Source organism: Shewanella sp. A32 (assembly GCF_029167175.1).
In the GTDB taxonomy this organism is placed as follows: domain Bacteria; phylum Pseudomonadota; class Gammaproteobacteria; order Enterobacterales; family Shewanellaceae; genus Shewanella; species Shewanella yunxiaonensis.
In genome coordinates this window covers 169,516-193,242 of sequence record NZ_JARFTS010000003.1, presented here as the reverse complement: position 1 = coordinate 193,242, position 23,727 = coordinate 169,516, and the positions used below count along the sequence as shown (strand labels likewise).

20 protein-coding genes are annotated in these 23,727 nt (G+C 50.4%); 11 read left to right on the top strand and 9 right to left on the bottom strand.

From position 1 onward, the window contains the following. Positions 1-9: 9 nt before the first annotated feature. The 3 genes from PY479_RS04195 to PY479_RS04185 all read left to right on the top strand — a co-directional run bounded on the left by PY479_RS04195 (position 10) and on the right by PY479_RS04185 (position 5,383). Positions 10-2,577, top strand: a complete 2,568-nt coding sequence (locus PY479_RS04195) for a circularly permuted type 2 ATP-grasp protein (RefSeq protein ID WP_275482976.1) — start codon at positions 10-12, stop codon at positions 2,575-2,577. Next, positions 2,574-3,455 carry a transglutaminase family protein gene (locus PY479_RS04190; RefSeq protein WP_275482975.1) on the top strand — a complete coding sequence of 294 codons (882 nt, stop codon included), beginning with the start codon at positions 2,574-2,576 and terminating at the stop codon, positions 3,453-3,455. Before PY479_RS04195 ends, PY479_RS04190 begins: the two co-directional genes overlap by 4 nt. A gap of 137 nt (positions 3,456-3,592) precedes the next feature. Continuing rightward, entirely contained in the window at positions 3,593-5,383 is a 1,791-nt protein-coding gene (locus tag PY479_RS04185; protein ID WP_212594879.1) for a long-chain fatty acid--CoA ligase, read from the top strand. Between the two features lie 145 nt (positions 5,384-5,528). Here the strand turns inward: PY479_RS04185 and PY479_RS04180 are convergent, their stop codons facing one another. Further along, positions 5,529-6,455 (bottom strand): DMT family transporter, encoded by a 927-nt coding sequence (locus PY479_RS04180; RefSeq protein WP_275482974.1) that lies wholly within the window; start codon positions 6,453-6,455, stop codon positions 5,529-5,531. A gap of 94 nt (positions 6,456-6,549) precedes the next feature. On the opposite strand from PY479_RS04180, the gene PY479_RS04175 reads away from it, so the two are divergent. The 4 genes from PY479_RS04175 to PY479_RS04160 all read left to right on the top strand — a co-directional run bounded on the left by PY479_RS04175 (position 6,550) and on the right by PY479_RS04160 (position 11,351). Continuing rightward, positions 6,550-7,449: a LysR family transcriptional regulator gene (locus PY479_RS04175; protein ID WP_275482973.1), complete on the top strand. Its 900-nt coding sequence runs from the start codon at positions 6,550-6,552 to the stop codon at positions 7,447-7,449. 444 nt (positions 7,450-7,893) lie between these two features. Continuing rightward, positions 7,894-8,847: a TAXI family TRAP transporter solute-binding subunit gene (locus PY479_RS04170; RefSeq protein WP_275482972.1), complete on the top strand. Its 954-nt coding sequence runs from the start codon at positions 7,894-7,896 to the stop codon at positions 8,845-8,847. A 66-nt stretch (positions 8,848-8,913) separates the two neighbouring features. Next, positions 8,914-10,944 (top strand): TRAP transporter permease, encoded by a 2,031-nt coding sequence (locus PY479_RS04165; protein ID WP_275482971.1) that lies wholly within the window; start codon positions 8,914-8,916, stop codon positions 10,942-10,944. Further along, positions 10,944-11,351, top strand: a complete 408-nt coding sequence (locus PY479_RS04160; protein ID WP_212594874.1) for a DUF1850 domain-containing protein — start codon at positions 10,944-10,946, stop codon at positions 11,349-11,351. The genes PY479_RS04165 and PY479_RS04160 overlap by 1 nt, the downstream gene beginning before the upstream one ends. Here the strand turns inward: PY479_RS04160 and pbpG are convergent, their stop codons facing one another. From pbpG to mtnC, 3 genes are all read right to left on the bottom strand, one after another. Next, the gene (gene pbpG, locus PY479_RS04155; protein WP_275482970.1) at positions 11,352-12,296 is read right to left on the bottom strand and encodes a D-alanyl-D-alanine endopeptidase; all 945 of its coding nucleotides are present in this window, start codon (positions 12,294-12,296) and stop codon (positions 11,352-11,354) included. It lies immediately after the preceding gene. Positions 12,297-12,371: 75 nt separating this feature from the next. After that, positions 12,372-12,797, bottom strand: a complete 426-nt coding sequence (locus PY479_RS04150; protein WP_275482969.1) for a thioesterase family protein — start codon at positions 12,795-12,797, stop codon at positions 12,372-12,374. 127 nt (positions 12,798-12,924) lie between these two features. Beyond that, positions 12,925-13,605: an acireductone synthase gene (gene mtnC, locus PY479_RS04145; RefSeq protein ID WP_275482968.1), complete on the bottom strand. Its 681-nt coding sequence runs from the start codon at positions 13,603-13,605 to the stop codon at positions 12,925-12,927. A 267-nt stretch (positions 13,606-13,872) separates the two neighbouring features. On the opposite strand from mtnC, the gene PY479_RS04140 reads away from it, so the two are divergent. The 3 genes from PY479_RS04140 (at position 13,873) to PY479_RS04130 (ending at position 17,381) form a co-directional block, all read left to right on the top strand. After that, the gene (locus tag PY479_RS04140; protein ID WP_275482967.1) at positions 13,873-14,346 is read left to right on the top strand and encodes a (2Fe-2S)-binding protein; all 474 of its coding nucleotides are present in this window, start codon (positions 13,873-13,875) and stop codon (positions 14,344-14,346) included. 1 nt (position 14,347) lies between these two features. Continuing rightward, positions 14,348-16,546: a molybdopterin cofactor-binding domain-containing protein gene (locus PY479_RS04135; RefSeq protein ID WP_275482966.1), complete on the top strand. Its 2,199-nt coding sequence runs from the start codon at positions 14,348-14,350 to the stop codon at positions 16,544-16,546. A 157-nt stretch (positions 16,547-16,703) separates the two neighbouring features. After that, entirely contained in the window at positions 16,704-17,381 is a 678-nt protein-coding gene (locus PY479_RS04130; protein WP_275482965.1) for an arginine N-succinyltransferase, read from the top strand. Positions 17,382-17,451: 70 nt separating this feature from the next. On the opposite strand, the gene mog is transcribed toward PY479_RS04130, so the two are convergent. The 5 genes from mog to PY479_RS04105 all read right to left on the bottom strand — a co-directional run bounded on the left by mog (position 17,452) and on the right by PY479_RS04105 (position 21,349). Beyond that, positions 17,452-17,982 carry a molybdopterin adenylyltransferase gene (mog, locus tag PY479_RS04125; RefSeq protein WP_212594868.1) on the bottom strand — a complete coding sequence of 177 codons (531 nt, stop codon included), beginning with the start codon at positions 17,980-17,982 and terminating at the stop codon, positions 17,452-17,454. Positions 17,983-18,047: 65 nt separating this feature from the next. Beyond that, positions 18,048-18,527, bottom strand: a complete 480-nt coding sequence (locus tag PY479_RS04120; protein WP_212594867.1) for an NlpC/P60 family protein — start codon at positions 18,525-18,527, stop codon at positions 18,048-18,050. Positions 18,528-18,651: 124 nt separating this feature from the next. Then, on the bottom strand, positions 18,652-20,007 hold the full coding sequence (gene gorA, locus PY479_RS04115; protein WP_275482964.1) for a glutathione-disulfide reductase: 1,356 nt from the start codon (positions 20,005-20,007) through the stop codon (positions 18,652-18,654). Between the two features lie 115 nt (positions 20,008-20,122). After that, entirely contained in the window at positions 20,123-20,563 is a 441-nt protein-coding gene (locus PY479_RS04110; protein ID WP_275482963.1) for a hypothetical protein, read from the bottom strand. Positions 20,564-20,641: 78 nt separating this feature from the next. After that, positions 20,642-21,349 (bottom strand): hypothetical protein, encoded by a 708-nt coding sequence (locus tag PY479_RS04105; protein ID WP_275482962.1) that lies wholly within the window; start codon positions 21,347-21,349, stop codon positions 20,642-20,644. Positions 21,350-21,625: 276 nt separating this feature from the next. Between PY479_RS04105 and prlC the strand changes: the two genes are divergently transcribed. Beyond that, on the top strand, positions 21,626-23,665 hold the full coding sequence (gene prlC / locus PY479_RS04100; protein WP_275482961.1) for an oligopeptidase A: 2,040 nt from the start codon (positions 21,626-21,628) through the stop codon (positions 23,663-23,665). The last annotated feature ends 62 nt before the right edge of the window (positions 23,666-23,727 follow it).

Below are 23,727 nucleotides of genomic sequence, written 5' to 3'. Positions count from 1 at the left end.
TGTTAACAAATGAGTTCGCCCTTAGCCAACCCTTCGGCACCGGAACATCCACCGGTGCCGAATGTGCCTTATACCAAGCCCGATGGCGCTTTTGATGAAGCCTTTGATGAAGGGCGGGCGCCCCGTGCCCATTGGCAACAGCTGTTGGAGCACATTGGCCGTCTAGGTGCCGATGGCATGGATGATCGTTATCGGCGAGCACAGCGCATCCTGCGGGATGACGGTGCAACCTACGATCTGAACAATGACCCGCTGTCACCGAGTGTTTGGTCGCTGGACATCATCCCCAATGTGATCGCCAGTGATGAATGGGCGGCGATAGAACAAGGTTTAGCACAGCGCTCCGAACTTTTTGAACTGATCTACCGCGATTTATATGGCGAGCAACGTTTGCTGAAGCAGGGCATTGTGCCGTCAGAAATCGTGTTTGCTGATCCCGGGTTCCTGCGGCAGTGTCATGGTATGCGGCTTCCAGGCGTGAAAGCGCTAATACTGCATGCGGTGGATTTGGTGCGCGGCGCTAATGGTCAGTTTGTGGCGATTGGCGATCGTACCCAATCCCCGAGCGGCAGTGGCTACGCGCTTGAAAATCGTACGGTGGTGTCGCGGGTGATGCCGGGATTATTCCGCGATAGTAATGTGTTGCGCCTGTCGGCGTTCTTTCAAACGCTGCGGCAGACGCTGGCAGATTTAGTTAGTCACAAAACTGATACGCCACGCATTGTGGTGCTGACACCGGGTGCCTATAGCAGCACCTACTTTGAACATGCCTATCTTGCCAATTATCTTGGGTATCCGTTGGTGCAAGGAGGCGACCTTACGGTTCGTAACGGCAAGGTATGGATGAAATCACTTAACGGCCTGTCGCCGGTAGATGTTATTTTGCGGCGGCTGGATGATTCTTTCTGCGATCAGGCAGAGTTACGTGCTGATTCTATGCTCGGTGTTCCCGGGCTGCTGGAAGTGGCGCGTAATGGCAATGTGGTATTAGCCAACCCGTTGGGCAGTGGTGTGCTCGAAGCGCCAGGCTTGCTGGCCTTTTTGCCGGATATTTGCCAGTTCCTGATGGGACAGCCATTACAACTGCCTTCTGTGCGTACCTGGTGGTGCGGTAATCCGCAGGATTATGACTACGTCATCAATCATCTTGATCAACTGATCATCAAGCCGACCTATCGTAGTTTTGGTAGTAAAAGTATTTATGGCCATAGTCTGAATGCTAAAGCCAGAGCCGAAACGCTGAAAATGCTGGCAAAAAATCCGGCGGGCTATGTCGCGCAGTGTTATATCCCCGGCTCACAAGCGCCAATCTGGCACGGCCAACAACTGGATGGCCGACCAGGGATTTTGCGCACCTTTACCGTCGCCGGAAAAGATGGCTATAGCGTGATGCCGGGTGGTCTTAGCCGGGTGGCTGAGTCTACTTCAGAAGTGATTGTGACGAAGCTGTCAGGCTCTCGCAGCAAGGATACCTGGATCCTCAGTGACCGTCCCGAAAGTGTTGAACAGTCCACTGTGGCGGCTTTTCCTCGTGATGAAGCACAGGTCACCAATCTCCCTAGTCGCGTTATTGAAAACCTGTTCTGGTTTGGCCGTTATGCCGAGCGCGCCGAGATTAGCCTGCGCTTGATGCGCACCATCTTTAAACAGTTAAATGGCGTCGAGCCTCTACCGTCTGAAACCCGTGATCTTCTGTTGCAGGCGATGTCGCAAGTCACGGGTTGTTTGCCTGGCTTTACCGACAGCGAAGAGTTACTGGAAAATCCGAATGATGAACTGGCAGCCTTGGTGATCGATCATGAGCGTACCGGCTCAATCAAAGCCAACCTGCAAGCGATGCTGGCCTGCGGTGAACAGGTCAAAGAGATGTTATCGGCCGATACCCGGATTATTCTCAACGAGCTGCGTGACCACATTCATGAAGTCGACCGCACCTATAAACACGGTTTGCCATCGGTGCCGGAAGAATCGCTCGACAGCCTGGTAACGACCCTGCTGGCGCTTTCGGGGTTAAATAACGAAAGCATGTTGCGCGGTATGGACTGGATGTTTCAGGAAATCGGCCGGCGTACTGAGCGGGCACTATTAACAGCAACATTGCTGAAAGCGACGTTGGGCAAACCTTTGCCCACTATCCAACAGCAGTTGATCTTGGAATCGCTGTTGTTGAGTGTCGAGGCGCTGATCTCGTTCCGTCGGCGTTATCGTACGGGTACCCGCATTGAATTCGGGCTGGATCTGTTAATGATAGATCTGACTAACCCGCGCTCGTTGGTATATCAGGTCAATCAGTTACGTAAATATCTCAATGAGTTGCCGCGCAGCGAAAGTCTGACATCGGCATTGTCGCCGGAAAATCGATTGATCATAAAATCGATGAACGATATTCAGTTGGCGGATTTAACCCAACTGGCGCATGTGGATCGCCGCACTCGCAGTCGGCACAATCTGGAACAGTTGATGAGTCAAATCATTCAACAATTAGAACAGTTTACGTCATTACTTAGCGATAAATATTTTGATCATACGGCGGGACCACAACAGCTGATCAAAGCGAAATGGAAGGTGGGATTATGAGATATCAAGTCCGGCATCTAACCGAGTACCATTACGCTGCGCCCGTTACGCTCTGCTACAACATGACCCATCTGTTGCCGCGTGATACCCAAAAGCAACACTGCCTGAGTCGGCGAATTAAGGTGACGCCAACGCCGATATACCAAAGCGCGGGTGAAGATTATTTTGGTAATGAAACTTTTTATTTCTCGATTCAGGAAGCCCATAAAAAACTCCTTATCGAAGTGGAGAGTGTGTTTGATATCGATGAACAGGATTTGCCTAATCAGCTGAGCCTGCAGGTGCCGACCTGCGGTGAACTCAGACAGATGTTGGCGCAGGCCGATACTCCGGAATTACGGATGGTGAAGGAGTATCTGCTGGATTCCACTCATATTCATCGTTCTGCCAAACTGGCAGCGTATGCGGCGGATACCTTTGCCGACAGTGTCTCGGTATTGCAGGCAGCGCTGGATTTCACCCATAAAATTTTCCAGGAATTTACCTTTGATGCCACCGCGACCAGTATCAGTACCCCAGCAGAACAGGTACTGAAAGAACGCCGCGGTGTGTGCCAGGATTTTGCACATTTCGCCATTTCCTGTATTCGCTCAGTGGGCTTACCGGCGCGTTATATCAGCGGTTATCTGGAAACCTTGCCACCACCTGGCCAGGAAAAGTTGGTCGGTGCCGATGCTTCTCATGCCTGGTTTGCCATCTTTGTGCCGGAATTGGGGTGGGTGGAGTTTGACCCCACCAATGACCTGATGCCCAATGGTCAACACATCATTACTGCCTGGGGCCGTGATTACGCCGATGTATCGCCGTTACAGGGAGTGATCTTTGATGGCGGCGACAGTCAGACGCTGAAAGTCTCGGTTGACGTACAGCGGCTGTAATCTGCTTTTCTTGACTGTAATGCAAAGCTGCCATGGGACGATAGTCTGATATTGCAGCAAAAGTGTTTATGCTTATCTTGCGCTTGAGTTAAAATGGCAAAAGCGAAACAGCTGTAAGCTAAAAGGTAAGTTACAACATGTCTCTTGAGCAGTATCAGATTATCAAGTTGCTTGACCAGCAGGTACAGGAGCAACAGGATAAGATCGCCTTGGAAGGCTTTGAAACAGCAGCCCCATGGGATAAAGTCAGTTGGAATCAATTCAAAAATATCACTGATCAACTGGCGGCAGCACTGATTGACAGCGGTCTGGAAGTGCAAGACCGTGTGGCTATTTTGTCTAACAACTGTCCACAGTGGACCTGTATCGATATCGCCACCATCAAAGCGCGTGGGGTATTGGTACCCATTTATCCCACCTCTACCTTAGAACAAGCGGCTTATATTATTCGCGACGCCGGGGCCAAGGTTTTGTGTGTGGCCGACGATGAGCAATATCACCTCGCCTGCAAGTTGCAGCAGCTGTGTCCTACCTTGCAACAGCTGATTGTGTTCAACAACGACGTTGAGCTGAAGTCCTTCAGTCATTTCCATCTGGACAAGATGATCAGCGAAGAAGCTGGTCAACCACATCCTGAGTTGGAACAGCGCTTGGCCCAGAGTCAGCTGGATGATTTGATGACGCTGATCTACACCTCGGGGACGACCGGCGATCCCAAAGGCGTAATGCTGGATCAGCGTAATATTGCCTCGGCAATGCGTCAGCACCACCAGCGGGTGCCGTTTAATCGTGGTGATGTGTCACTGGTATTTTTGCCATTAAGCCATGTCTATGAGCGCGGTTGGAGCTTTTATGTGATGAGCCGCGGTGGGCGCAATGTCTATCTGTCCGATACACATCGCGTTAAAGAAGCATTGACCGCCGTCAAGCCGCATACCGTTTGTGTGGTGCCAAGATTCCTTGAAAAAGTTTACAGCGCGGTACAGGACAAACTTTCTAAGGCGCCAGCATCAAAACGGCAATTATTTGCGTGGGCGATGGCGGTGGGTCAGCGCCAGTTTGAGGCTTCTCAAGGGCGAGCTAAAGGCAGTTTATGGTTGAAACTGCAGTGGTTACTGGCGAGCCGCTTGGTATATGGCAAACTGCATCAGGCATTGGGTGGCAATATTAAATATATGCCGTGTGGTGGCGCAGCGCTGGATCCGCATGTCAGTGCCTTCTTTGCGGCCATTAATGTTCCGTTGCTCGTGGGCTACGGCATGACCGAAACCACGGCTACTGTTGCTTGCTGTAGTCCGGATAACCGGGTCCCTGGCGCCAATGGTAAGCCGCTGGATGAAGTGGAAGTGCGGTTGGGCGATGACAACGAAATCCTGGTGCGTGGTGATACCGTGATGCGCGGGTATTTCAATCGGCCACAGGAAACCGCTGAAGTACTGAAAGACGGCTGGCTGAAAACCGGCGATGTCGGGCAATTGGATGCTAATGGTAATCTGTTTATTACCGATCGTCTTAAAGAGCTGATGAAGACCTCTAACGGCAAATATATTGCGCCGCAGCGGGTCGAGGGCAAAGTCGGCTGTTGTCCTTTCATTGAACAGGTGGCGATTGTTGCCGATGCCCGTAATTACGTAACAGCGTTGATTGTCCCGGCGTTTGAAGCGCTGGAAGCCTGGGCTAAACAGAAAGGACTCAGCTATGAGTCTCCCGTGGAATTGATCCGTCATTCCCAGGTATTGGCGCACTTTGATGAGCGCCTGAAACAGTTGCAGCAAGGGCTGGCTGGATTTGAGCAGATTAAAAAGTTCACTCTGTTACCAGAGGCCTTTTCTATGGAAGCCGGGCTGATTACGCCAACCCTGAAACTGCGGCGTAAAATGATCTACCATAAATATGCTAATGAGATTAATGCCATGTATGGCCATTAATTACTGATTTAATTTAAAAAAGGCTGCTTTGCAGCCTTTTTTACTAGGCCATTTTTAGGGCGCAATACCATCCCGCTCTGTTCGACGTAATCTAAGTACGAAGTAGTCGCAGCGGCTAAAGCGTATCGCCGTGATCTCTATGGTGCTATGAATTACAGGGTTGCGGTGTACGTTTCGGCAGTTTTAGACGCGGCAACAGCAAGCCGGCAATTACCACGGCAATCCCCAAGAGCTGCAGTTGTGTCACCGGTTGCCCCATCAAAAAGGCGGTGAGCACAGCAAAGACCGGCACAAAGTTGAAAAATAGCGATGCTGTGGCTGAGCCTAAATGGCGTACCCCATTAATCCACAACAGATAGCCAGCAACCGTGCCAAAAATAGCCACATAGAGAACTTCACTGATCACTACGGTTGAGGCTCGGGTAAGCTCAGTTAGGGGCTTAACCTCGGGGTTGAACATGATCATGGTGCCAATCACCAGCGCGCCACAGATCATCCCAATGAGTGTATAAGGGATGACGGCTAGCCAACGGCTGATACCTTGGCTGAAATAGGTGTATAGGCTCCAGGCTAACATGCCACAGAAAATCATCTGGTCACCCTGGTTCAGGTGCGTGTGCGCAAGGCTGGCCAAGTTGCCGTTAGTGATCACCAGCAGGACGCCAGTGAGACAGATTAGTAAACTCATTACCTGAGCAAACGTCGGCAAACGCCGCAGGGCGATACAGGTAATTAGCGACGTGGTTAACGGGCTTAATGCCATAATCAATGAACCATTAGTGGCGTTGGTAAGGGTTAATCCGGTAAATAAGCCAATATTAAGGCCGCCAATACCGATAGCGCTGACAATAACCACCCAGCTCCATTGCATGACAGTCAAGTTGGGTTTACTGCTGCGGCTAAATTGCAGGTAAATGGCCAGACAAATTGCCGCTAATATAAAACGCCATAGCACTAGCGTCAGCGCATGCACCTCATTCAATGCATGCTTGCCGATGGGAAAACAGCTTCCCCAAAAGAACGCACATAAAATCAAGAGCGCAACCGCCTTGAATACTGAGTCTGACCTCATCGCCTACTCCAAATGACTTGTGAAAACCGTCAGGCTAGTGTATTGATTTCATTAATTGGATAAATAGGCAAAATTAAGACTTAAAATTCCAAAAATGAAATCTAACTATTCACTGGATGATTTACGTTGTTTTTGCACTGTCGCGCGTCTGGGCAGTTTTACGGCGGCTGCCGAGCAACTTTCCATACCGTTATCCACGCTCAGTCGCCGTATTCGTCAGCTCGAAACCGACTTGCAACTGCGACTGCTTAACCGAGATGCTCATCGCGTGGTACTGACCAGCACTGGAGCACAGTATTATCAACGCTGCAGTGCTTTATTCGAGGAGTTGCTGGATATTGACGAAGATCTGCATCGGGATAAACATCGTCCCAGCGGCAAGATTCGGGTATCGGCACCTATCAATTCTGGCTCTTACTTTTTACGCGGCATTTTTTATGATTTTCTGCAGCGTTATCCCGAGATCCAGCTGGATCTTCACTTCTCCAACTCGCTGATTGATATTGAAGCTGAAGGCATGGATGTGGTGTTTCGTGTTGGCAGCCCCATAGTCGAAAATTGGATTGCCAGACCGCTGAAACATCTACGTTTTATCTTATGTGCGCCAATTTCTTACGATATCAGCACTATTACCACGCCAGAGAAACTCTGTGGTCACCCGATCATTTTGTGTCGACCGATGATCCCGTGGCACCTGCAACATCAAACCACTGGGCAAGAATTTGATTACCATCCGCAAAAGCTGGTGCGTTTAGAGGTTGATGAAGTTGGCCTATTAACTTATGCCGTGAAAACCGGACTAGGTATTGGCTATATCCCCGATTACTTTGCCATGCCAATGATTGCTGCAGGAGAGATACAACACGTTTTACCCGATTGGCATGGCAAGGTGCGCACACTGATGATGTTATATCGCGACCGTAATAATCTACCGCTGCGGGTCAGGATGTTTGTCGAATATGTGCTGCAGTGCTTTGCGACAATGGCGGATTGATCCCGTTCGCCCAAAGGGAGTTGGACGTTTGAGCGAAATCTATCTCTTATCGTAGTTACATGTGTTGAGTTTGCGGCAATAGACTGCATTGTGCGATGGCTTGCTGCGCCATTATGCCATTTTGCGCAGCATCATTAGCACCGATGAGTCGTCATGCTGGTCATTGGCTGGATTTCAGCAAGGCCTTTGGCAACAGCATAAACTGACCGCCGAAGCCACTACGACCTTGGTCCACTATGACTATAAAACAGAAAAGAGTCAGTATATTAGCGATCACCTACGTAAGATCCTCTGGGAATATGCAGTAGCTCCTTGAGTTTTTTGCTAAATCCAAAATTACTCTCTATTTTTTGTTAATAGCATTAGAAGAGTTGTTTACCAGTTGTTAAATAGTGCTAAGGTGGAGAGTCGGCAATTGCCGCAAATTGAACAAGGAACACCATAATGAAACTGATAAGAAAAATGGGCGTTATTGGGGCTATCGCTGCGGTGTGTGTCAGTTCTGCAGTCTGGGCAGCGCCCAAGTTCATCAATATTCTCACCGGTGGTACCAGTGGCGTTTATTATCCACTGGGGGTGGCTCTGTCACAGATCTATGGCAATCATATTGAGGGGTCGAAAACTTCCGTCCAGGCCACCAAGGCCTCCGTGGAAAACCTGAATCTGTTGCAAGCGGGCCGCGGTGAACTGGCGTTTTCCATCGGTGATTCGGTGGCCGCCGCCTGGAAAGGCGATGAAGAAGCGGGGTTTAAAAAGCCGCTGGATAAACTGCGTCTGTTAGCCGCGATTTATCCTAACTATATTCAGATCGTCGCTAATAAAGATGCTGGCATTAAGAGTCTGGCGGATCTGAAAGGTAAACGCGTGTCTGTGGGGGCTCCGAAGTCTGGTACCGAACTGAATGCGCGCGCCATTTTTGCCGCAGCAGGATTGACCTATGATGATTTAGGAAAAGTGGAATTCCTGCCTTACGCGGAATCGGTAGAGCTGATTAAAAATCGCCAATTGGATGCTACCTTGCAGTCCTCTGGATTAGGTATGGCCGCATTGCGTGATCTGGCGGCGACTATGCCCGTTAACTTTGTACCGATCCCAGCAGATGTTATTGCAAAAACCGGTAATGCTGCATTTCAGGCGGGTGTAATCCCTGCCGGCACTTATGATGGCCAGGATACTGATGTGCCAACTATTGCGATTCAAAACTTGTTGGTCACAACTTCTGCAGTATCTGATGATGTAGCTTATCAAATGGCCAAGTTGTTGTTTGAAAATCTTGAAAACCTGGGTAACGCTCATGCCGCGGCTAAGGCGATTACTCTGGATAAAGCGACTAACACTCCGATCCCGATTCATCCTGGTGCTGAACGCTATTACAAAGAAGTCGGCTTACTGAAATAGGCCGCAACACTCCCCGGTTTAACCGGGGAGTGTCTCACTGTAGTTTGAAGTAGCGAGGCACATAATATGACTGAATCCCATGAGGGTTTAGAAGCAGCCACCACAGAGTGGCCGAAAGCGTTATTTACGGTTGCGTTGCTGTTTTCAGCGTTTCAGCTGATCACGGCGGCGTTTCACCCAGTTTCTACCCAAGTTCTGCGTGCAGTACACGTAGGCTTTTTGCTGCTGATTGTTTACATCACTTACCCTACATTCAAAGGCCATAAGCTCTGGGCTCCATTAGGTTGGTTGCTGGGGCTGGCCGGTATGTCAACCGCCGCTTATCAATGGATTTTTGAAGCTGACCTGATCCAACGTTCGGGCGAGCTGACCCATATGGACATGTTCATGGGGCTGATGCTGATCGCGTTGGTATTTGATGCTGCCCGTCGCGTGATGGGACCGGCGTTGCCATTTATTTGTACCTTGTTTCTGGCCTATGGCTTGTTAGGTCAGTATCTGCCCGGTGAGTTCATGCACCGCGGTTATGGCCTGGACCAGATCGTTAACCAATTATCATTTGGTACGGAAGGGTTTTATGGTACTCCGACCTATGTATCGGCGACCTATATCTTCCTGTTTATTCTGTTCGGGGCTTTTCTTGAACAAGCGGGCATGATCCGTTTGTTTACCGATTTTGCGATGGGGCTGTTCGGTCACAAATTGGGTGGCCCAGCCAAAGTTTCGGTGGTGTCCTCCGCGTTGATGGGCACGATTACCGGTTCTGGTGTGGCTAACGTTGTGACCACCGGCCAGTTCACCATTCCATTGATGAAGCGTTTTGGCTATCGCAGCGCCTTTGCCGGTGGCGTAGAGGCAACCTCCAGTATGGGCAGCCAGATCATGCCGCCGATCATGGGCGCGGTGGCTTTCATTATGGCGGAGACGATTAACGTTCCCTTTATCGAGATCGCTAAAGCCGCGTTAGTTCCCGCAATACTATATTTCGGTTCCGTGTTCTGGATGGTGCATCTGGAAGCGAAACGCGCCGGTTTGCACGGCTTACCCAAAGAGGAATGTCCCAATCCCTGGAAGGCCGTCAGCCAACGTTGGTATCTGCTGTTCCCGCTAGCAGTGCTGATTTATCTGCTATTCGCTGGGCGCACACCGCTGTTTTCTGGAACCGTCGGCTTATCGTTGACTGCAATCGTCATTCTCGGATCTGCGATAGCCATGCAGGTATCATCCAAATGGCTGCGCGTTGCATTCTGGGTGGCACTAGGGCTGATGTGTGCCGGTTTCTTCCGCATGGGTATTGGCGTGGTGTTTGGCGTTATCGGTGCGCTGGTGGTGGTCTGCTGGTTTGTCAAAGGTGGCCGCGACACGCTGCGTATTTGTGTGCATGCACTGGTTGATGGCGCGCGCCACGCGGTACCGGTGGGGATCGCCTGTGTGCTGGTTGGGGTAATTATCGGTATCGTGTCATTGACCGGTGTCGCTTCAACGGTTGCCGGATACATTCTCGCGGTAGGACAAAGTAATCTGTTCTTGTCACTGGTACTGACCATGATTACCTGTCTGGTGTTGGGAATGGGGATCCCATCGATTCCAAACTACATCATTACCAGTTCGATTGCCGCGCCCGCACTCCTCGATTTGGGGGTGCCGCTAATCGTTTCCCACATGTTTGTGTTTTACTTCGGCATTATGTCGGATCTAACGCCGCCAGTTGCGTTGGCATGTTTTGCCGCCGCGCCAATTGCCAAAGAAAAAGGGCTGAAGATCAGTTTGTGGGCTATCCGTATTGCCATTGCTGGTTTCATCATCCCTTATATGTCAGTGTATTCACCGGCATTGATGCTCCAAAGTGACAGTATTACTGCCATTATTTATGTCGTGTTCAAGGCCATGTTAGCGATTGGGTTATGGGGCGCGGTGTTTACCGGTTATCTGTTGCGCCCATTGAAATGGTGGGAGCGGCTGTGGGGCTTTATTGCTGGCGGTAGCTTGATCCTGGCAACGCCGATGAGTGATGAACTTGGCTTTGCGCTGGTGGCATTGTTCTTATTGCAACACTGGTGGTTTAGTCGCCGTGCGGCCTTGAGGAGTGCCAGCTGATGTTGGGATTGTGTCTGGGGTTGGCAGGTCAGCTGTGGGCGACCGTGCCTCAGCCAACATTTACCCTTGGCTGGTGGCACACGGTGGAGAAGATCCGCTGGGAAGAAGACTATCAGCTGACCCCAGAAGGCTTATTGCTGACTGAAGCCCGCGTTAAAGGCACTGGTGCTGGCATGGAGATCCCTGCTGGTGCCGTGTTTCGCGATGACAGTTGGCATTACCATGAAAAGCGGCCAGCGATTCCCTTGTTAAAACTTGGGCGTGCGCCAGAAGGCGGCGATTATGACATCTGCTTTAATGGGCAATGTTTGCCGATGAGTCATTGGATTGGCAAACCAAACCATCAAACAGAGTCCGTCGAACTCTGGCCCTGTGATACCTCCACCAAGGCTAACCCTGACAAATAATCAGTGCTGGGCGGTGGTTTCTACACCATCGCTTGGTTCCTGGTTTTTCGCGGTTTGTTGCTGTTGCTGGGCCTCTTGCTTATACGCCAGGGCATCCGCGGGCACTTTACTGACTTTGCCGGTACTCAGCCAGGTCTTGAGCCGGTTAGCATCGGCAATATGAGTGTATTTGCCAAAGGCATCCAATACCACAAATGCGACCTGGCGTCCGGCCATTTCGGTCAGCATCACCAGACAATGGCCCGCTTCATCGGTATAGCCAGTTTTGGTCAGATGGATCTTCCAGCCTTTTTTATTCACTAACGGGTTGGTGTTGTAAAACGCCAGGCTGTAGCTGGGCTTGTGAAAAGTCACACTGCGATTTTTAGCACTGCTCAGTTGTCCCATGATGGGATAGGTTTGCGTTGCTTTGAGTAATTTGACCAGATCGCTGGCGCTTGAGACATTAAGACGTGAAAGACCGGTGGGTTCTACAAAATGGCTATGGCGCATACCAAGGGTTTTGGCCTTGTTATTCATCGCCTTGATAAACGCCGGAAAGCCGCCGGGATAATGATGTGCCAGTGTTGCTGCGGCGCGATTTTCTGAAGACATTAACGCTAATGCAATGGCTTCTTTGCGAAGCAGGGTGCTGCCAATACGCAAACGTGAGACCACATTATCCATGCTTGGTACATCGCTGACATTGACATCGATGCGTTCATTCAACGGCTGCTTCGCATCCAGGACGACTAACACGGTCAATAGCTTGCTGACCGAGGCGATAGGTCTGGCGACATCCTCATGTTCTGCGTAAAGCACTTCGCCACTCTTCATATCTACCAGCATGGCACTGGCAGATGCCAGCGGTTGATACGTCTTAGGAATCGCTTTGGCGACGGATAAGGCCGGTGTCAGCCACAGCAGGCAGCAGAGCAGCGTCAGAACTTTCGGACATTTGAGCATGGTTACAGGGCAATCAGATGAAAACGTTTGCCCAAGTGTAATTAAATGCCCATCAGTCGCAAGTACTGTGACCGATTATTGTTGCAGCCGCTGTAAAATTGCGCGCAAATCTGCTGGTATTGCGGTCTTTTGGCCTTGATTGAAATCGAACATTACCGCGACGGAACTGCCCGTGGTGGTAATGCACTGTTGTTGGGTGCTGAATACCTCGTAATGCAGAGTGAATCTGTCCTCACCAATATGACTGTTACTAATTCCGACCAATAACGTGTCGGGGTAAACCACCGGCTTTCGGTAATTGGCGTGATTTTCACTAATGACCGGTCCAATGCCGCATTTATACATCTCGGTCAGCGGGAATTCACGGTTGAAAAACTCGATTCTTGCGTCTTCAAAATAGCGAAAATAAGCCACGTTATTCACATGTTGCAGGGCGTCCATATCGCCCCAGGTGACTTTGATATAACAGGCATCAGGGTAACGCTGCTTGAAATTATCCATAATGAAACGCTCGTTTGAATTTTGGCTCAGCATAGCAATCGCTATCGTCTTGCTCAAGTATTAAACAGCGCTAAAAATAAAAACGGCGAAGCCTAGCTCCGCCGTTCCAGCAGAAAAGTATGTGTAGTTACTCGAGTGATAGTTCGTTAAAACTGTGGATCTGCCGGTAATCGCCCGTCTTCACCGCATCACTGCGCACCATTTGACAGATCTGCATGCCCGCAGCCGCAGCGGCTTTCAATTCACCTAACAGGTCTGAAACAAATAACACTTGCTTGGGCGCTAAACTGATGGTGTTAAGAATATTGCTGTAGGCCTGCTTATCGAGCTTACTGCCGGTGCGGGTGTCGAAATGCCCGTTGAAAAGTTCAGTCAGATCGCCGCCATCACTGTGGCTAAATAACAGCTTCTGCGCTTCTACTGAGGCAGAGGAAAAACTGTAAACGCGTAATCCTTGGGTGTGGTACTGCTGAATCGCTTCAATAAAGTCGGGGTAGATGTGACCGGTAAAATCATTCTGGGCATAACCCTCCTTCCAGATCAGCCCTTGTAGTGTCTTTAATGGTGTGGCTTTACGGTCTTCTTTGACCCAACTCTGCAATATTTGCGCAACGCGGGGAAGGTCCGCATCCGCCTCCAGGGCGATATCGCGAGTATCACTGACGCAGGCATCGACCAGAAAATTATCTTGGTGGTGTTCCAGAAATGTCGGCAGAGCCTTAACGGAATAGGGGAACAGCACATCCTGGATAAAATTAAGATCAGTGGTGGTGCCGGCCGTATCTACAATAATTGCTCTGATACCCATGAGATTATTACTCCCTGAAACTCCATGTTTGCAGTAGCAGATACTAATCTTTATTGTAAGTGCTGACCAGTCTGGAGGCTAACGGCCAGGGTTTATTCCACTTCGCTGTGCCAACAACTCAGTTTACGTTCAGCCTGAGCTGATAAAACCTTAAATGGGCTATTCGACATACCGTCACTAATATCTGTAACGCCTGTGGTATGCAGGCGCTCATCTATATCACACGCAGAGAGCTGCGTCTGAGCCTGCCACAGGAGGGCAAAGACAGTGAACTATCAACTGAAGATCAACGGTCAAATCATGCAGGCAGACGTGGCACAGGATACGCCACTGCTGTGGGTGCTACGCGATACGTTAAAGCTAAAAGGCACCAAGTTTGGTTGTGGAGTCGCGCAGTGTGGTGCCTGTACGGTGCATCTGGACGGCAAACCGGTTCGGAGCTGTGTCACGCCAATCTCGGCAGTGGCGGGCCGAGAAATCACGACCATAGAAGGCATCGCGGCCACCGATATCGGTCAGCGGGTACAGCAGGCCTGGAAAATCCTTGATGTGCCACAATGTGGTTATTGTCAGGCGGGGCAGATGATGTCGGCGGTATCACTCCTCAAACAATTTCCGCAACCAACAGCGATGCAGATTGCTCAAGGGATGAAGGGGAACCTGTGTCGCTGTGCCACTTATCATCGCATCCAGCAGGCAATTCAGCACGCTGCTGCAACCCCAACCAGGGAGAAAAGTTAATATGGCGATGCAGCATCATGACTTAGGGTTATCTCAAGCGGACGTTACCGGTGAATGGTCGCGGCGGGCATTTCTCAAAGCGAGCGCGGTTGCTGGTGGAGGCTTGTTACTGGGGTTATATCTGCCGAAAGCATTTGCCGTTAGCGGTAACGATGACAGCTGGACACTGAATGCCTATGTCCGTATCAGTGCTGATGGCAGTATTCGTATTATGTCGGTGGCACCGGAAATCGGCCAGGGCATCAAAACTTCATTGCCGATGGTGATTGCGGATGAACTGGATGTGGACTGGACGCAAGTACAAGTGGAGCAGGCGCCGGTGATGCCCGAAGTCTACGGGCGGCAGTCCGCGGGCGGCAGTCGCAGTACCCCGGTACATTTTGATGAGCATCGTCGCATTGGCGCTGCGACCCGACAGTTACTGTTAACCGCAGCCGCAGCGCAGTGGCAGGTTGCTGTAGCTGAATGCACTACGGCTCATGGTCAGGTCATTCATGCGAGCAGTGGACGGACTCTTGGCTATGGTGCTCTGGCTGCCGCTGCGGCTCAGTTGCCGGCGCCGACATTAGCCTCGGTTACCGTGAAAGCCGATGACCAGTTGCACCTTATCGGCCAGTTCACCAGCGGTGTGGATAACGAGGCCATTGTTCACGGTAAACCACTGTTTGGCATTGATATTGAAGTCCCGGGCATGTTGTATGCTGTGTATCAGAAGTGCCCGGTGTTTGGTGGCACCGTAAAAAAGGCCAACCTAGCGGAGATTGAAAAACTACCAGGTGTGCGTCAGGTTTTGGTGGTGCCCGGAAATCAAGACTTTTATGGTCTGGATGGTGGCGTTGCCATTGTTGCTGACAGCTGGTGGCAAGCGCAAAAAGCGCGACAGCAGCTGCAAGTTGAATGGCATGACAGTGAGGCGGCGGGACAAAGTAATCACGGATTTGATCAACAAGCTACAGTGTTGCAAGCACATCCCCCATTGCAAATTCTGCGGCAGGATGGCGATATTGACGCCGCATTTACCAGTGCGGCCAAAGTGCTGGAAGCGGCTTATTACTATCCTTTTGTCGCGCATGGTCAGTTGGAGCCGATGAACTGCACCGCACAGTGGCACAATGGCAAACTGACGCTGTTGGCTCCAACCCAAAACCCCGTCAGCGGTCAAAAGCAGGTGGCCAAAGTGCTGGGGTTAAAAGAACAGGACATTACTATCCATGTGGTTCGTTCCGGTGGCGGCTTTGGCCGACGTTTGTTCAATGACTATATGGCGGAAGTGGCCTGGATTTCCCGGGAAGCCAAGGCCCCGGTTAAACTGCTGTGGTCCAGAGAAGATGATTTCCAGCATGATTTCTACCGGCCGGCGGGATATCACAACTTCAAGCTGGCGCTAGATGGGCAAGGTAAACTGGTAGCGTTCAAGGATCATTTTCTGACCTTCGGTGAAAATGGTCAGCCCTTTTTGGCAGCCCAGATGAGTCGCGATATCTTTCCTGCCGGTTTCATCCCCAACTTACAATATGGCGCATCACTGATCCCGGCGCATATTCCAACCGGTTGGTTGCGAGCCCCTGGCAGTAATGCATTGGCCTGGGTGTTTCAGAGTATGCTGGATGAAGCGGCGCATGCGACTGGACAGGACCCGCTGGCGTTTCAGTTAGCACTGCTTGCCAATCCCCAGAGTAGCAGTGGCAGTTTCAATCCTCAGCGCATGACGGCGGTACTTAACGTTGTTGCTGAGCGCAGCGGTTGGGGTAACAAAGTCGCTGCAGGTCATGGTTTGGGGATTGCCTGTTATTACAGTCACGCCGGTTATTTTGCTGAGGTCGTCGAGGCCAGTGTCATTGATGGGAAATTACAGATCCATAAAGTCTGGGCAGTCGGTGATGTCGGCAAATATATCGTTAATCCCAGCGGTGCCATGCATCAGGTGCAGGGTTCAATTCTGGACGGATTATCACAAGCTTTGTACCAGGAAGTGCCCATTGATAACGGCGCCAAACTGGTGAACTATCACCAGCACCAAATGCTGACCATGGCGGAAGTACCTGAGGTCGATGTCGAATTTTTGAAAACCGATTACCCAACCACCGGCCTGGGCGAACCAGCATTACCCCCGGTGATCCCGGCACTGTGTAATGCGATTTTTGCTGCCAGCGGCAAACGCATCCGGCGGTTACCGATCAAAGATCAGTTACTCAGTTGATAGTGATAATTGTAGAGAAGAAGCCTCCTTTCGGGGGCCTCTTCATGTTGACCAGCTCATGGCTAAGATTTTTGAGGGTTATTATTAATCAACTTTTGCCATTATTTCGCCAGCGACGGTACTATAACGTATTGCGCAAGAGGCCTTGGATAATCAGATGACCCACTCGATATCGGCTAGTCAAAAGCAAAAGGGCTTTACCGGTACACAGGTGTTGCTAATGATGCTCGCTGCGGTAGTGATCACTGCAGGCGTGAGCTTTCTAGTGATTCGCACCTATATTTTCCCTCAGCCGTTTAGCCCCGTCACATTGAACGACAAAGAAACGCAAAAGCTGGATAAAAAGCTGCAGCAACTGGGCTGGCAGAGCGATTCCGGTGCACGTAGACAAGCGAGTTCAGCGAATGACTTAACGCCGGAGCCCTATCGTGAGTCTGACGCTAATCGACAGGTCACCTTGAGTGAAAAGGAAGTGAATTCTATCATTGCGCGCAGCCCAGATTTTGCGCAACGGGTGGCAATAGATTTTTCAGATAATCTCGCCAGTGCCAAGATCCTGATACCCATTCCTCGGGATTTTCCGATCATGGCCGGTGAAATCTTACGGGTAAATGCGGGACTGGATATCCATCTGGATAAAAACCGTCGACCAGTCGTGGCGTTGGTTGGGGTCAGTTTAATGGGGGTTCCGATCCCCAATGCTTGGCTGGGAAATATGAAAAATGTCAATTTGGTCAGTGAATTTGGCGACCGTGGTTTCTGGAATACTTTTGCTGATGGTGTGGATGATATTCAGATCCACGATGGAGAGTTGTATATCAAACTGCGTAAATAGCCAAAGACGCTTGTCAGGCCAACAAAAACGCCAGCGCTAAATGTCTGGCATTTTTTGGTTATTGGCGATGTTACTTTTTCGGCCGGAATGGCTTTATCACCGCTTCATCACATTCCAGGTACGGACCTTCCATCAGGTCAATGCAGTAGGGGATTGCTGGAAACACAGCATCCAGACACTCACGGATGGATTTAGGTTTGCCCGGTAAATTCACAATCAGGGTATCAGCTCTTAAGCCCGCTGTTTGGCGTGACAGAATTGCTGTGGGTACATATTGCAATGACACCTGACGCATCAGTTCACCAAAACCTGGCATCATGCGATCACATACGGCTTCGGTGGCTTCCGGTGTGACATCACGTTTTGCCGGGCCTGTACCGCCAGTGGTCACAATCAGACTACAGTTATCTTCGTCAGCCAAGCGTATCAGCGTTGCTTCAATCAGGTCCTGTTCATCAGGGATCACTTCGTAAACAGGTTCCCATTCACTGATCAGATATTGATTGAGGGTATCGATAATGGCTTTGCCGGAAAGATCTTCATAGATACCGGCGCTAGCACGATCACTCACGGTGACAATGCCGATTTTGGCTTTTCCCATGTAAAAACTCCCTAAAGAAACATGGCGACATGGACAGTGCCTGTCAACGGTCTAACCATACCATATCAGGGCACTAAACGTCTGGCTTGCCAGTAGTGGCGGTGCCAATACTCATTATTAATCGAAGAAATGGTAACGCCTTGACTGGTAGAGGCATGCATAAATTCGCCATTTCCGAGATAGATCCCTACATGGCGTCGAAGGCGGCCGGTCTTAAAAAACAGCAGATCGCCGCTGCGCAGCTGGGCTCGGGTAACGGCAAATCCCAACTCTGCTTGTTCTTCAACCGTGCGCGGTAACGACATGTCGAGTAATTGCTGGTAGGTCACACTGACAAACCCTGAGCAATCAATGCCTTTGTGACTGTCACCGCCCAGTCGGTAAGGCACACCTTGCCATTGTTGCAACACCGTTTTGAAGTCACTTGGTGTCAGCGATTTAGGTGCTGGCACCGCTGCAGGTTGACTAGGTTGTGAAGGCGCAGAGCTACAACCGCTTAATATCAGCAGCAGCCATAATAGCAGTGTTCCGGTAAGTGCCTTCATATGTTCCCCAGCAAGGTATTAGCGGCATTCTGCCGAAGAGCTATCGGGCTTGCAACCTCAGATGCTCGCGGACGTAAAAAAGGCAGCGATTGCTGCCTTTTGGATACTCTTCATTCACAACTCGTTATCTCATTGTAACGAATTCTTCAGCGCCGGTGGGATGAATGGCGACCACCGCATCAAAATCGGCTTTGGTAGCCCCCATTTTAATGGCCACACCGAAGCCTTGCAGTATTTCGTCCATACCAAAGCCGATACCATGTATGCCGACAACTTTTTCCTCAGGGCCAACGCAGACCAGTTTCATCTTGCATGGCTGACGATGAGATGTCACTGCGGTATACATGGAGGTAAAGCTGGAGGTATAAACCTTGACCTTATCTTCACCAAAGCGTGCTTTGGCTTCCGGCTCAGTTAATCCCATGGTGCCGATAGGTGGATGGCTGAACACAACGGTTGGGATATTGGCGTAATCCATCTTGGCTTGGGGCATGTTACCGAACAGGCGTTCAGCCAACAGTCTTCCGGCTTTGACAGCAACGGGTGTCAGTTCCACACCGCCAGCCATAATGTCGCCTACACAATAAACCCCTTTGGCGGTAGTATTCTGCCAGCCATCGGTAATGATGTAGCCATGCGCATCGCGCTCAACACCGGTGTGTTCCAGACCGATATTGCCGGTGTTTGGAAAACGACCTACCGCCCAGATTAAGCAGTCCACCTCATATTGTTCGCCGTTTTCTAACCGCAGCGTCAGGCTGCCATCGTCGTTTTTAGTGACCGCTTGCGGAATGCTGTCGGTATGTAAGGTGGGGCCGTCCGCCTGCATTGCTTCGATCAAGGTGTCAGATAACATCGGATCAAAGTTACGCAGCGGGGCGTGTTTGCGAACAAACAAATGGGTTTCACTGCCCAATGCATGCAGCACTCCGGCAATTTCAACGGCAATGTAGCCGGCACCTACCACCGCAACACGTTTTGGTTGCTGGCGCAGCGCGAAAAAGCCATCGGAATCTATGCCATATTCCGCCCCAGGGATCTGCGGTATGGTCGGTCGGCCACCGGTAGCGATCAGAATGTGATCAGCGCTGTACTGTTCGCCGTTAACTTCTAGCGTGTGGTTATCGATAAATTTGCCGTAACCTTGTACCAAGGTCACTTTATTGTTGGCCAGACCTCGTTCATAAGCGCCGTGAATACGCTCAATGTAAGCTTCACGACTGTTGACCAAGGTATTCCAGTCAAAGCGATTAATACTGACGTCAAAGCCATAGTCGGCGGCATAAAGTTTCATGGCTTCTGCAACATGGGCACCATACCACATCACCTTTTTGGGAACACAGCCCACATTGACACAGGTTCCGCCAAGGTGTTGCGCTTCAATCAGTAACACCTTCGCCCCGCGCATCGCCGCACGATTGGCTGAAGCGATGCCACCACTGCCAGCTCCGAGGCAGATATAGTCAAAATGTTGGGCCATGTGGATACTCCCGTGTAATGGCAGATTCAGAGACAAACAGCCGCTATGGTTGCCTGCCGATCAGACCGCCATTGTAGGGAGATTTATGGGGACTGACCAGCGCTGTACAACCGGGTTAAGGTCGACATCGGGAAAGATCGGCACTGGAAGGGCCGCCACTGTCACACTTTAGACAGGACCACTGCCGACGATAATCGTTAAGCTCAGCCTGCAAATAACTGTCGATGTGACTCCCTTTTTGCAATCGGCTGTTGAGATCGGCCATGCGACTAGCCAACCAGCGGCAACTGGCATCGTTAGCAATCGCGCGTTGCTTACTGCGCGGTTGTTTGCTTGACGTTTGACTGTCACTGATGTTGAGCACCTGTGTGACGGCTTCGCTGGCGTGATATTCCAGCGCTGCCTGGAAATGCTCAGGTATAGAAAGGGGCTTGCCGTCTGCACCCACTGCGCGGTTTTCAGGGAGCTTGGTCTGGTTGTTGAGCTTGGTAGCACCCGCGGTTGGCATGGTAGAAAACGCAAAGATGACACTCAATACAATGGCAGGACGAAACATTTCCTTATCCTCATCTGCTGTCGTTCCTTCGACAGCCAAAGTGTAGCGGTGATAAGGCATTGTCGCCAATGCAAGTCATTAGAAGCGGTAACTGAGTTGGATCCCGGCAAAGGTCTGGTTGAGCTCATCAATGCAATCTTCTTCCTGCTCCTGCCGTTCAATATCACCCTGACCAATACTGTGACTGATTTGCAGTGCTAGGTTAACCTGGGACGACAGATCGTATGCTGCTTCAACCCCAAACTGAAAGTTGTTGCGACCATCATGATGTAGTGACGCGAATCCTAAATCCCAGCCTTGCAGGATATAAGGAGAGATGGTCAGGTCGGTGAAAGGTTGCCAATGACCGGTGAGACTGAACTCGACAAAAGCTCCATGTGCCTCGGTAGCATAGGTGTAGGCCAGATTAGGTGTGAGCCACGCTATCGCATTGTAAGAAAGTTCAGCCGCAAGCTCGTTATCACTGCAACGGTCATCGCCAAAAAATTCCAAACGTTTATAACCGGTGGCTAAGGAGAAATCATTGGGTAATTCGAACTGGTACATAAAACCCATATTCAGTTCGATAAAGTTAGTGCTATCACCGATGCCTTGTCGTTCATACCACAACCAGGCACCATCAGTATGATCAATACCGCTCCAGAAGACGCCACCTTGTGGCAGATTGTTGCGTCCTTCCGAGACGTAATGGCTATCCCAATCCATGTAAACCGTCGTATCGCTGGCGTCACTGGCAAACACATGGCAAGTTGTCAGTAGCGTTAAAGCAGCTATCAGGCGTTTCATCGTCGAGACCTTCTTCTATTAACGAGTGTCTGTTTTTTTTGCCTCATTCTACAAATACAATTATTACTGTAAATGATAACTAGTCGTATTTATGATCGTAAACGCATTAATGCGATTGGATGGTCAATAATGCAACAGATTGTGATATGGCTCAGCGACGTTAGCGTTGTTCCCTGTTAAGTGGTCAGGTAATTAAGTGAATTTGGCTTGATAAAGCACAGCAGAGGCCTTATCTATAGAGGCATTGCTTTGTGTAATTTTCACTAAGGACTGATAATGACCAACCCTTTACTGCAAGCTAATGAATTACCGCCGTTTTCCAGTATCAAGCCGGAACATATTCAGCCAGCGGTAGAACACGCTATCGCTAAGTGCCGCAGTAAAATTGACGAGGTGCTGGCCAGTAGTGGTCCTTATACTTGGGACAATCTTGTTGCACCGTTAGAGCAAGTGGATGATGAACTGAGCCAGATATGGTCACCGATTTCCCACATGAATGCGGTGGTCAGCAACGAAACTTGGCGTGCGGCGCATGATGCCTGTCTGCCACTGTTGTCAGAATATGGCACTTATGTTGGTCAGCATCAGGGACTCTATGAAGCCTATAAATCGCTACATGAGGCCGATGCATTTGAGACACTAACGCAAGCACAGAAAACGGTAATTGAACATAGTCTGCGCGACTTTGAATTATCTGGTATTGGTTTGGAAGCTGAGCAAAAGGCGCGTTATGGCGAGATTGTAAAGCGCATGTCAGAGCTCACCAGTAAGTTTTCCAACCAGTTGCTGGATGCCACCCATGCCTGGCATAAATTGATCACCGATGAAGCTGAACTTGCAGGATTGCCCGAGTCGGCCAAAGATGCTGCCAAAGCCATGGCGGAAGCCAAAGAGCAACAGGGCTGGTTGTTTACATTGGATTATCCGTCCTATCTGCCGGTGATGATGTACAGCGACAATCGCGCGTTACCGGAAGAATGTTATCGTGCTTTTGTTACCCGCGCCTCTGACCAGGGGCCCAACGCCGGTAAGTTTGATAATGGTCCGTTGATGAACGAAATTCTGGGACTGCGTTATGAACTGGCGCAGTTGTTGGGTTTTGATACCTTTGCCGAAAAATCGCTGGCGACCAAAATGGCCGAATCACCGGCTCAGGTGATTGAGTTTTTGAACGAGCTGGCACTGCGCTCTAAACCGCAGGCCAAGGCCGAACTGGCAGAGTTGCAGGAGTTTGCCAAAACGCACTACGGCGTCACTGAACTGGCAGCTTGGGATCTCAGCTACTATGCCGAGAAACTGAAACAACATAAATACGAAATATCGCAAGAACAGCTGCGTCCTTATTTCCCGGAAGATCGGGTATTACATGGACTGTTTTATACTGTCAAACGTTTGTATGGCATGGATGTACAGGAGCAAACGGGTTTTGACAGCTGGCATAAGGATGTACGCTTTTTCAAGTTGATTGATGAAACGGGCGAGCATCGTGGCAGCTTTTACCTCGACTTGTATGCCCGTGAAGGTAAACGCGGTGGTGCCTGGATGGATGACTGCCGAGGCCGTCGCATGACCAGTCATGGGCTGCAACGACCCGTGGCTTACCTTACCTGTAATTTTAACCGTCCGGTGGGAGATAAACCGGCGTTGTTTACACATGATGAAGTGACCACCCTGTTCCACGAATTTGGCCACGGTATTCATCATATGCTCACGAAGGTTGATGTTGGTGGGGTGGCCGGGATCAATGGCGTGCCTTGGGATGCCGTGGAGTTACCAAGCCAGTTTATGGAAAACTGGTGCTGGTCAGCAGAAGCGTTGGGCGAGATCTCGGGTCATTACCAAACCGGTGAACCACTGCCCAAAGCGATGCTGGACAAGATGCTGGCCGCCAAGAATTTCCAGTCCGGCATGATGATGATGCGGCAGTTGGAGTTTGCGCTGTTCGATTTCCGTTTGCATCATGAATATGATCCGGCCAAGGGCGCTCATATTCAGGAAATGCTCGATGAAGTGCGGCGTCAGGTTGCCGTGATGATCCCGCCAGAATTTAACCGTTTCCAGCATGGCTTTTCCCATATATTTGCTGGTGGTTATGCAGCCGGATATTACAGCTATAAATGGGCCGAAGTGCTATCAGCCGACGCGTTTTCCCGTTTTGAAGAGGACGGGGTGTTCAACGAACAGACTGGGCGCGATTTTCTGCACAACATTCTGGAAAAAGGCGGTTCAGAAGACCCTATGGCACTGTTCGTGCGTTTCCGCGGTCGCGAACCTACGATTGATGCATTGTTGCGTCATTCCGGAATCGCTGCCTAAGTAACGCCAGGCGTTTACTCAATGGAAGGCGCCTGATGGCGCCTTTCGTGTTTTAGTTAATG

Coding starts and splice junctions, on each gene's coding strand:
- PY479_RS04180 (WP_275482974.1), bottom strand. CDS start 6,455: ATGAGGTCAGACTCAGTATTCAAGGCGGTTGCGCTCTTGATTTTATGT.
- mog (WP_212594868.1), bottom strand. CDS start 17,982: ATGGGAAAAGCCAAAATCGGCATTGTCACCGTGAGTGATCGTGCTAGC.
- prlC (WP_275482961.1), top strand. CDS start 21,626: ATGACCAACCCTTTACTGCAAGCTAATGAATTACCGCCGTTTTCCAGT.
- PY479_RS04175 (WP_275482973.1), top strand. CDS start 6,550: ATGAAATCTAACTATTCACTGGATGATTTACGTTGTTTTTGCACTGTC.
- PY479_RS04190 (WP_275482975.1), top strand. CDS start 2,574: ATGAGATATCAAGTCCGGCATCTAACCGAGTACCATTACGCTGCGCCC.
- PY479_RS04165 (WP_275482971.1), top strand. CDS start 8,914: ATGACTGAATCCCATGAGGGTTTAGAAGCAGCCACCACAGAGTGGCCG.
- PY479_RS04160 (WP_212594874.1), top strand. CDS start 10,944: ATGTTGGGATTGTGTCTGGGGTTGGCAGGTCAGCTGTGGGCGACCGTG.
- PY479_RS04130 (WP_275482965.1), top strand. CDS start 16,704: ATGACCCACTCGATATCGGCTAGTCAAAAGCAAAAGGGCTTTACCGGT.
- PY479_RS04150 (WP_275482969.1), bottom strand. CDS start 12,797: ATGGATAATTTCAAGCAGCGTTACCCTGATGCCTGTTATATCAAAGTC.
- PY479_RS04170 (WP_275482972.1), top strand. CDS start 7,894: ATGAAACTGATAAGAAAAATGGGCGTTATTGGGGCTATCGCTGCGGTG.
- PY479_RS04135 (WP_275482966.1), top strand. CDS start 14,348: ATGGCGATGCAGCATCATGACTTAGGGTTATCTCAAGCGGACGTTACC.
- PY479_RS04120 (WP_212594867.1), bottom strand. CDS start 18,527: ATGAAGGCACTTACCGGAACACTGCTATTATGGCTGCTGCTGATATTA.
- PY479_RS04105 (WP_275482962.1), bottom strand. CDS start 21,349: ATGAAACGCCTGATAGCTGCTTTAACGCTACTGACAACTTGCCATGTG.
- pbpG (WP_275482970.1), bottom strand. CDS start 12,296: ATGCTCAAATGTCCGAAAGTTCTGACGCTGCTCTGCTGCCTGCTGTGG.
- mtnC (WP_275482968.1), bottom strand. CDS start 13,605: ATGGGTATCAGAGCAATTATTGTAGATACGGCCGGCACCACCACTGAT.
- PY479_RS04185 (WP_212594879.1), top strand. CDS start 3,593: ATGTCTCTTGAGCAGTATCAGATTATCAAGTTGCTTGACCAGCAGGTA.
- gorA (WP_275482964.1), bottom strand. CDS start 20,007: ATGGCCCAACATTTTGACTATATCTGCCTCGGAGCTGGCAGTGGTGGC.
- PY479_RS04110 (WP_275482963.1), bottom strand. CDS start 20,563: ATGTTTCGTCCTGCCATTGTATTGAGTGTCATCTTTGCGTTTTCTACC.
- PY479_RS04195 (WP_275482976.1), top strand. CDS start 10: ATGAGTTCGCCCTTAGCCAACCCTTCGGCACCGGAACATCCACCGGTG.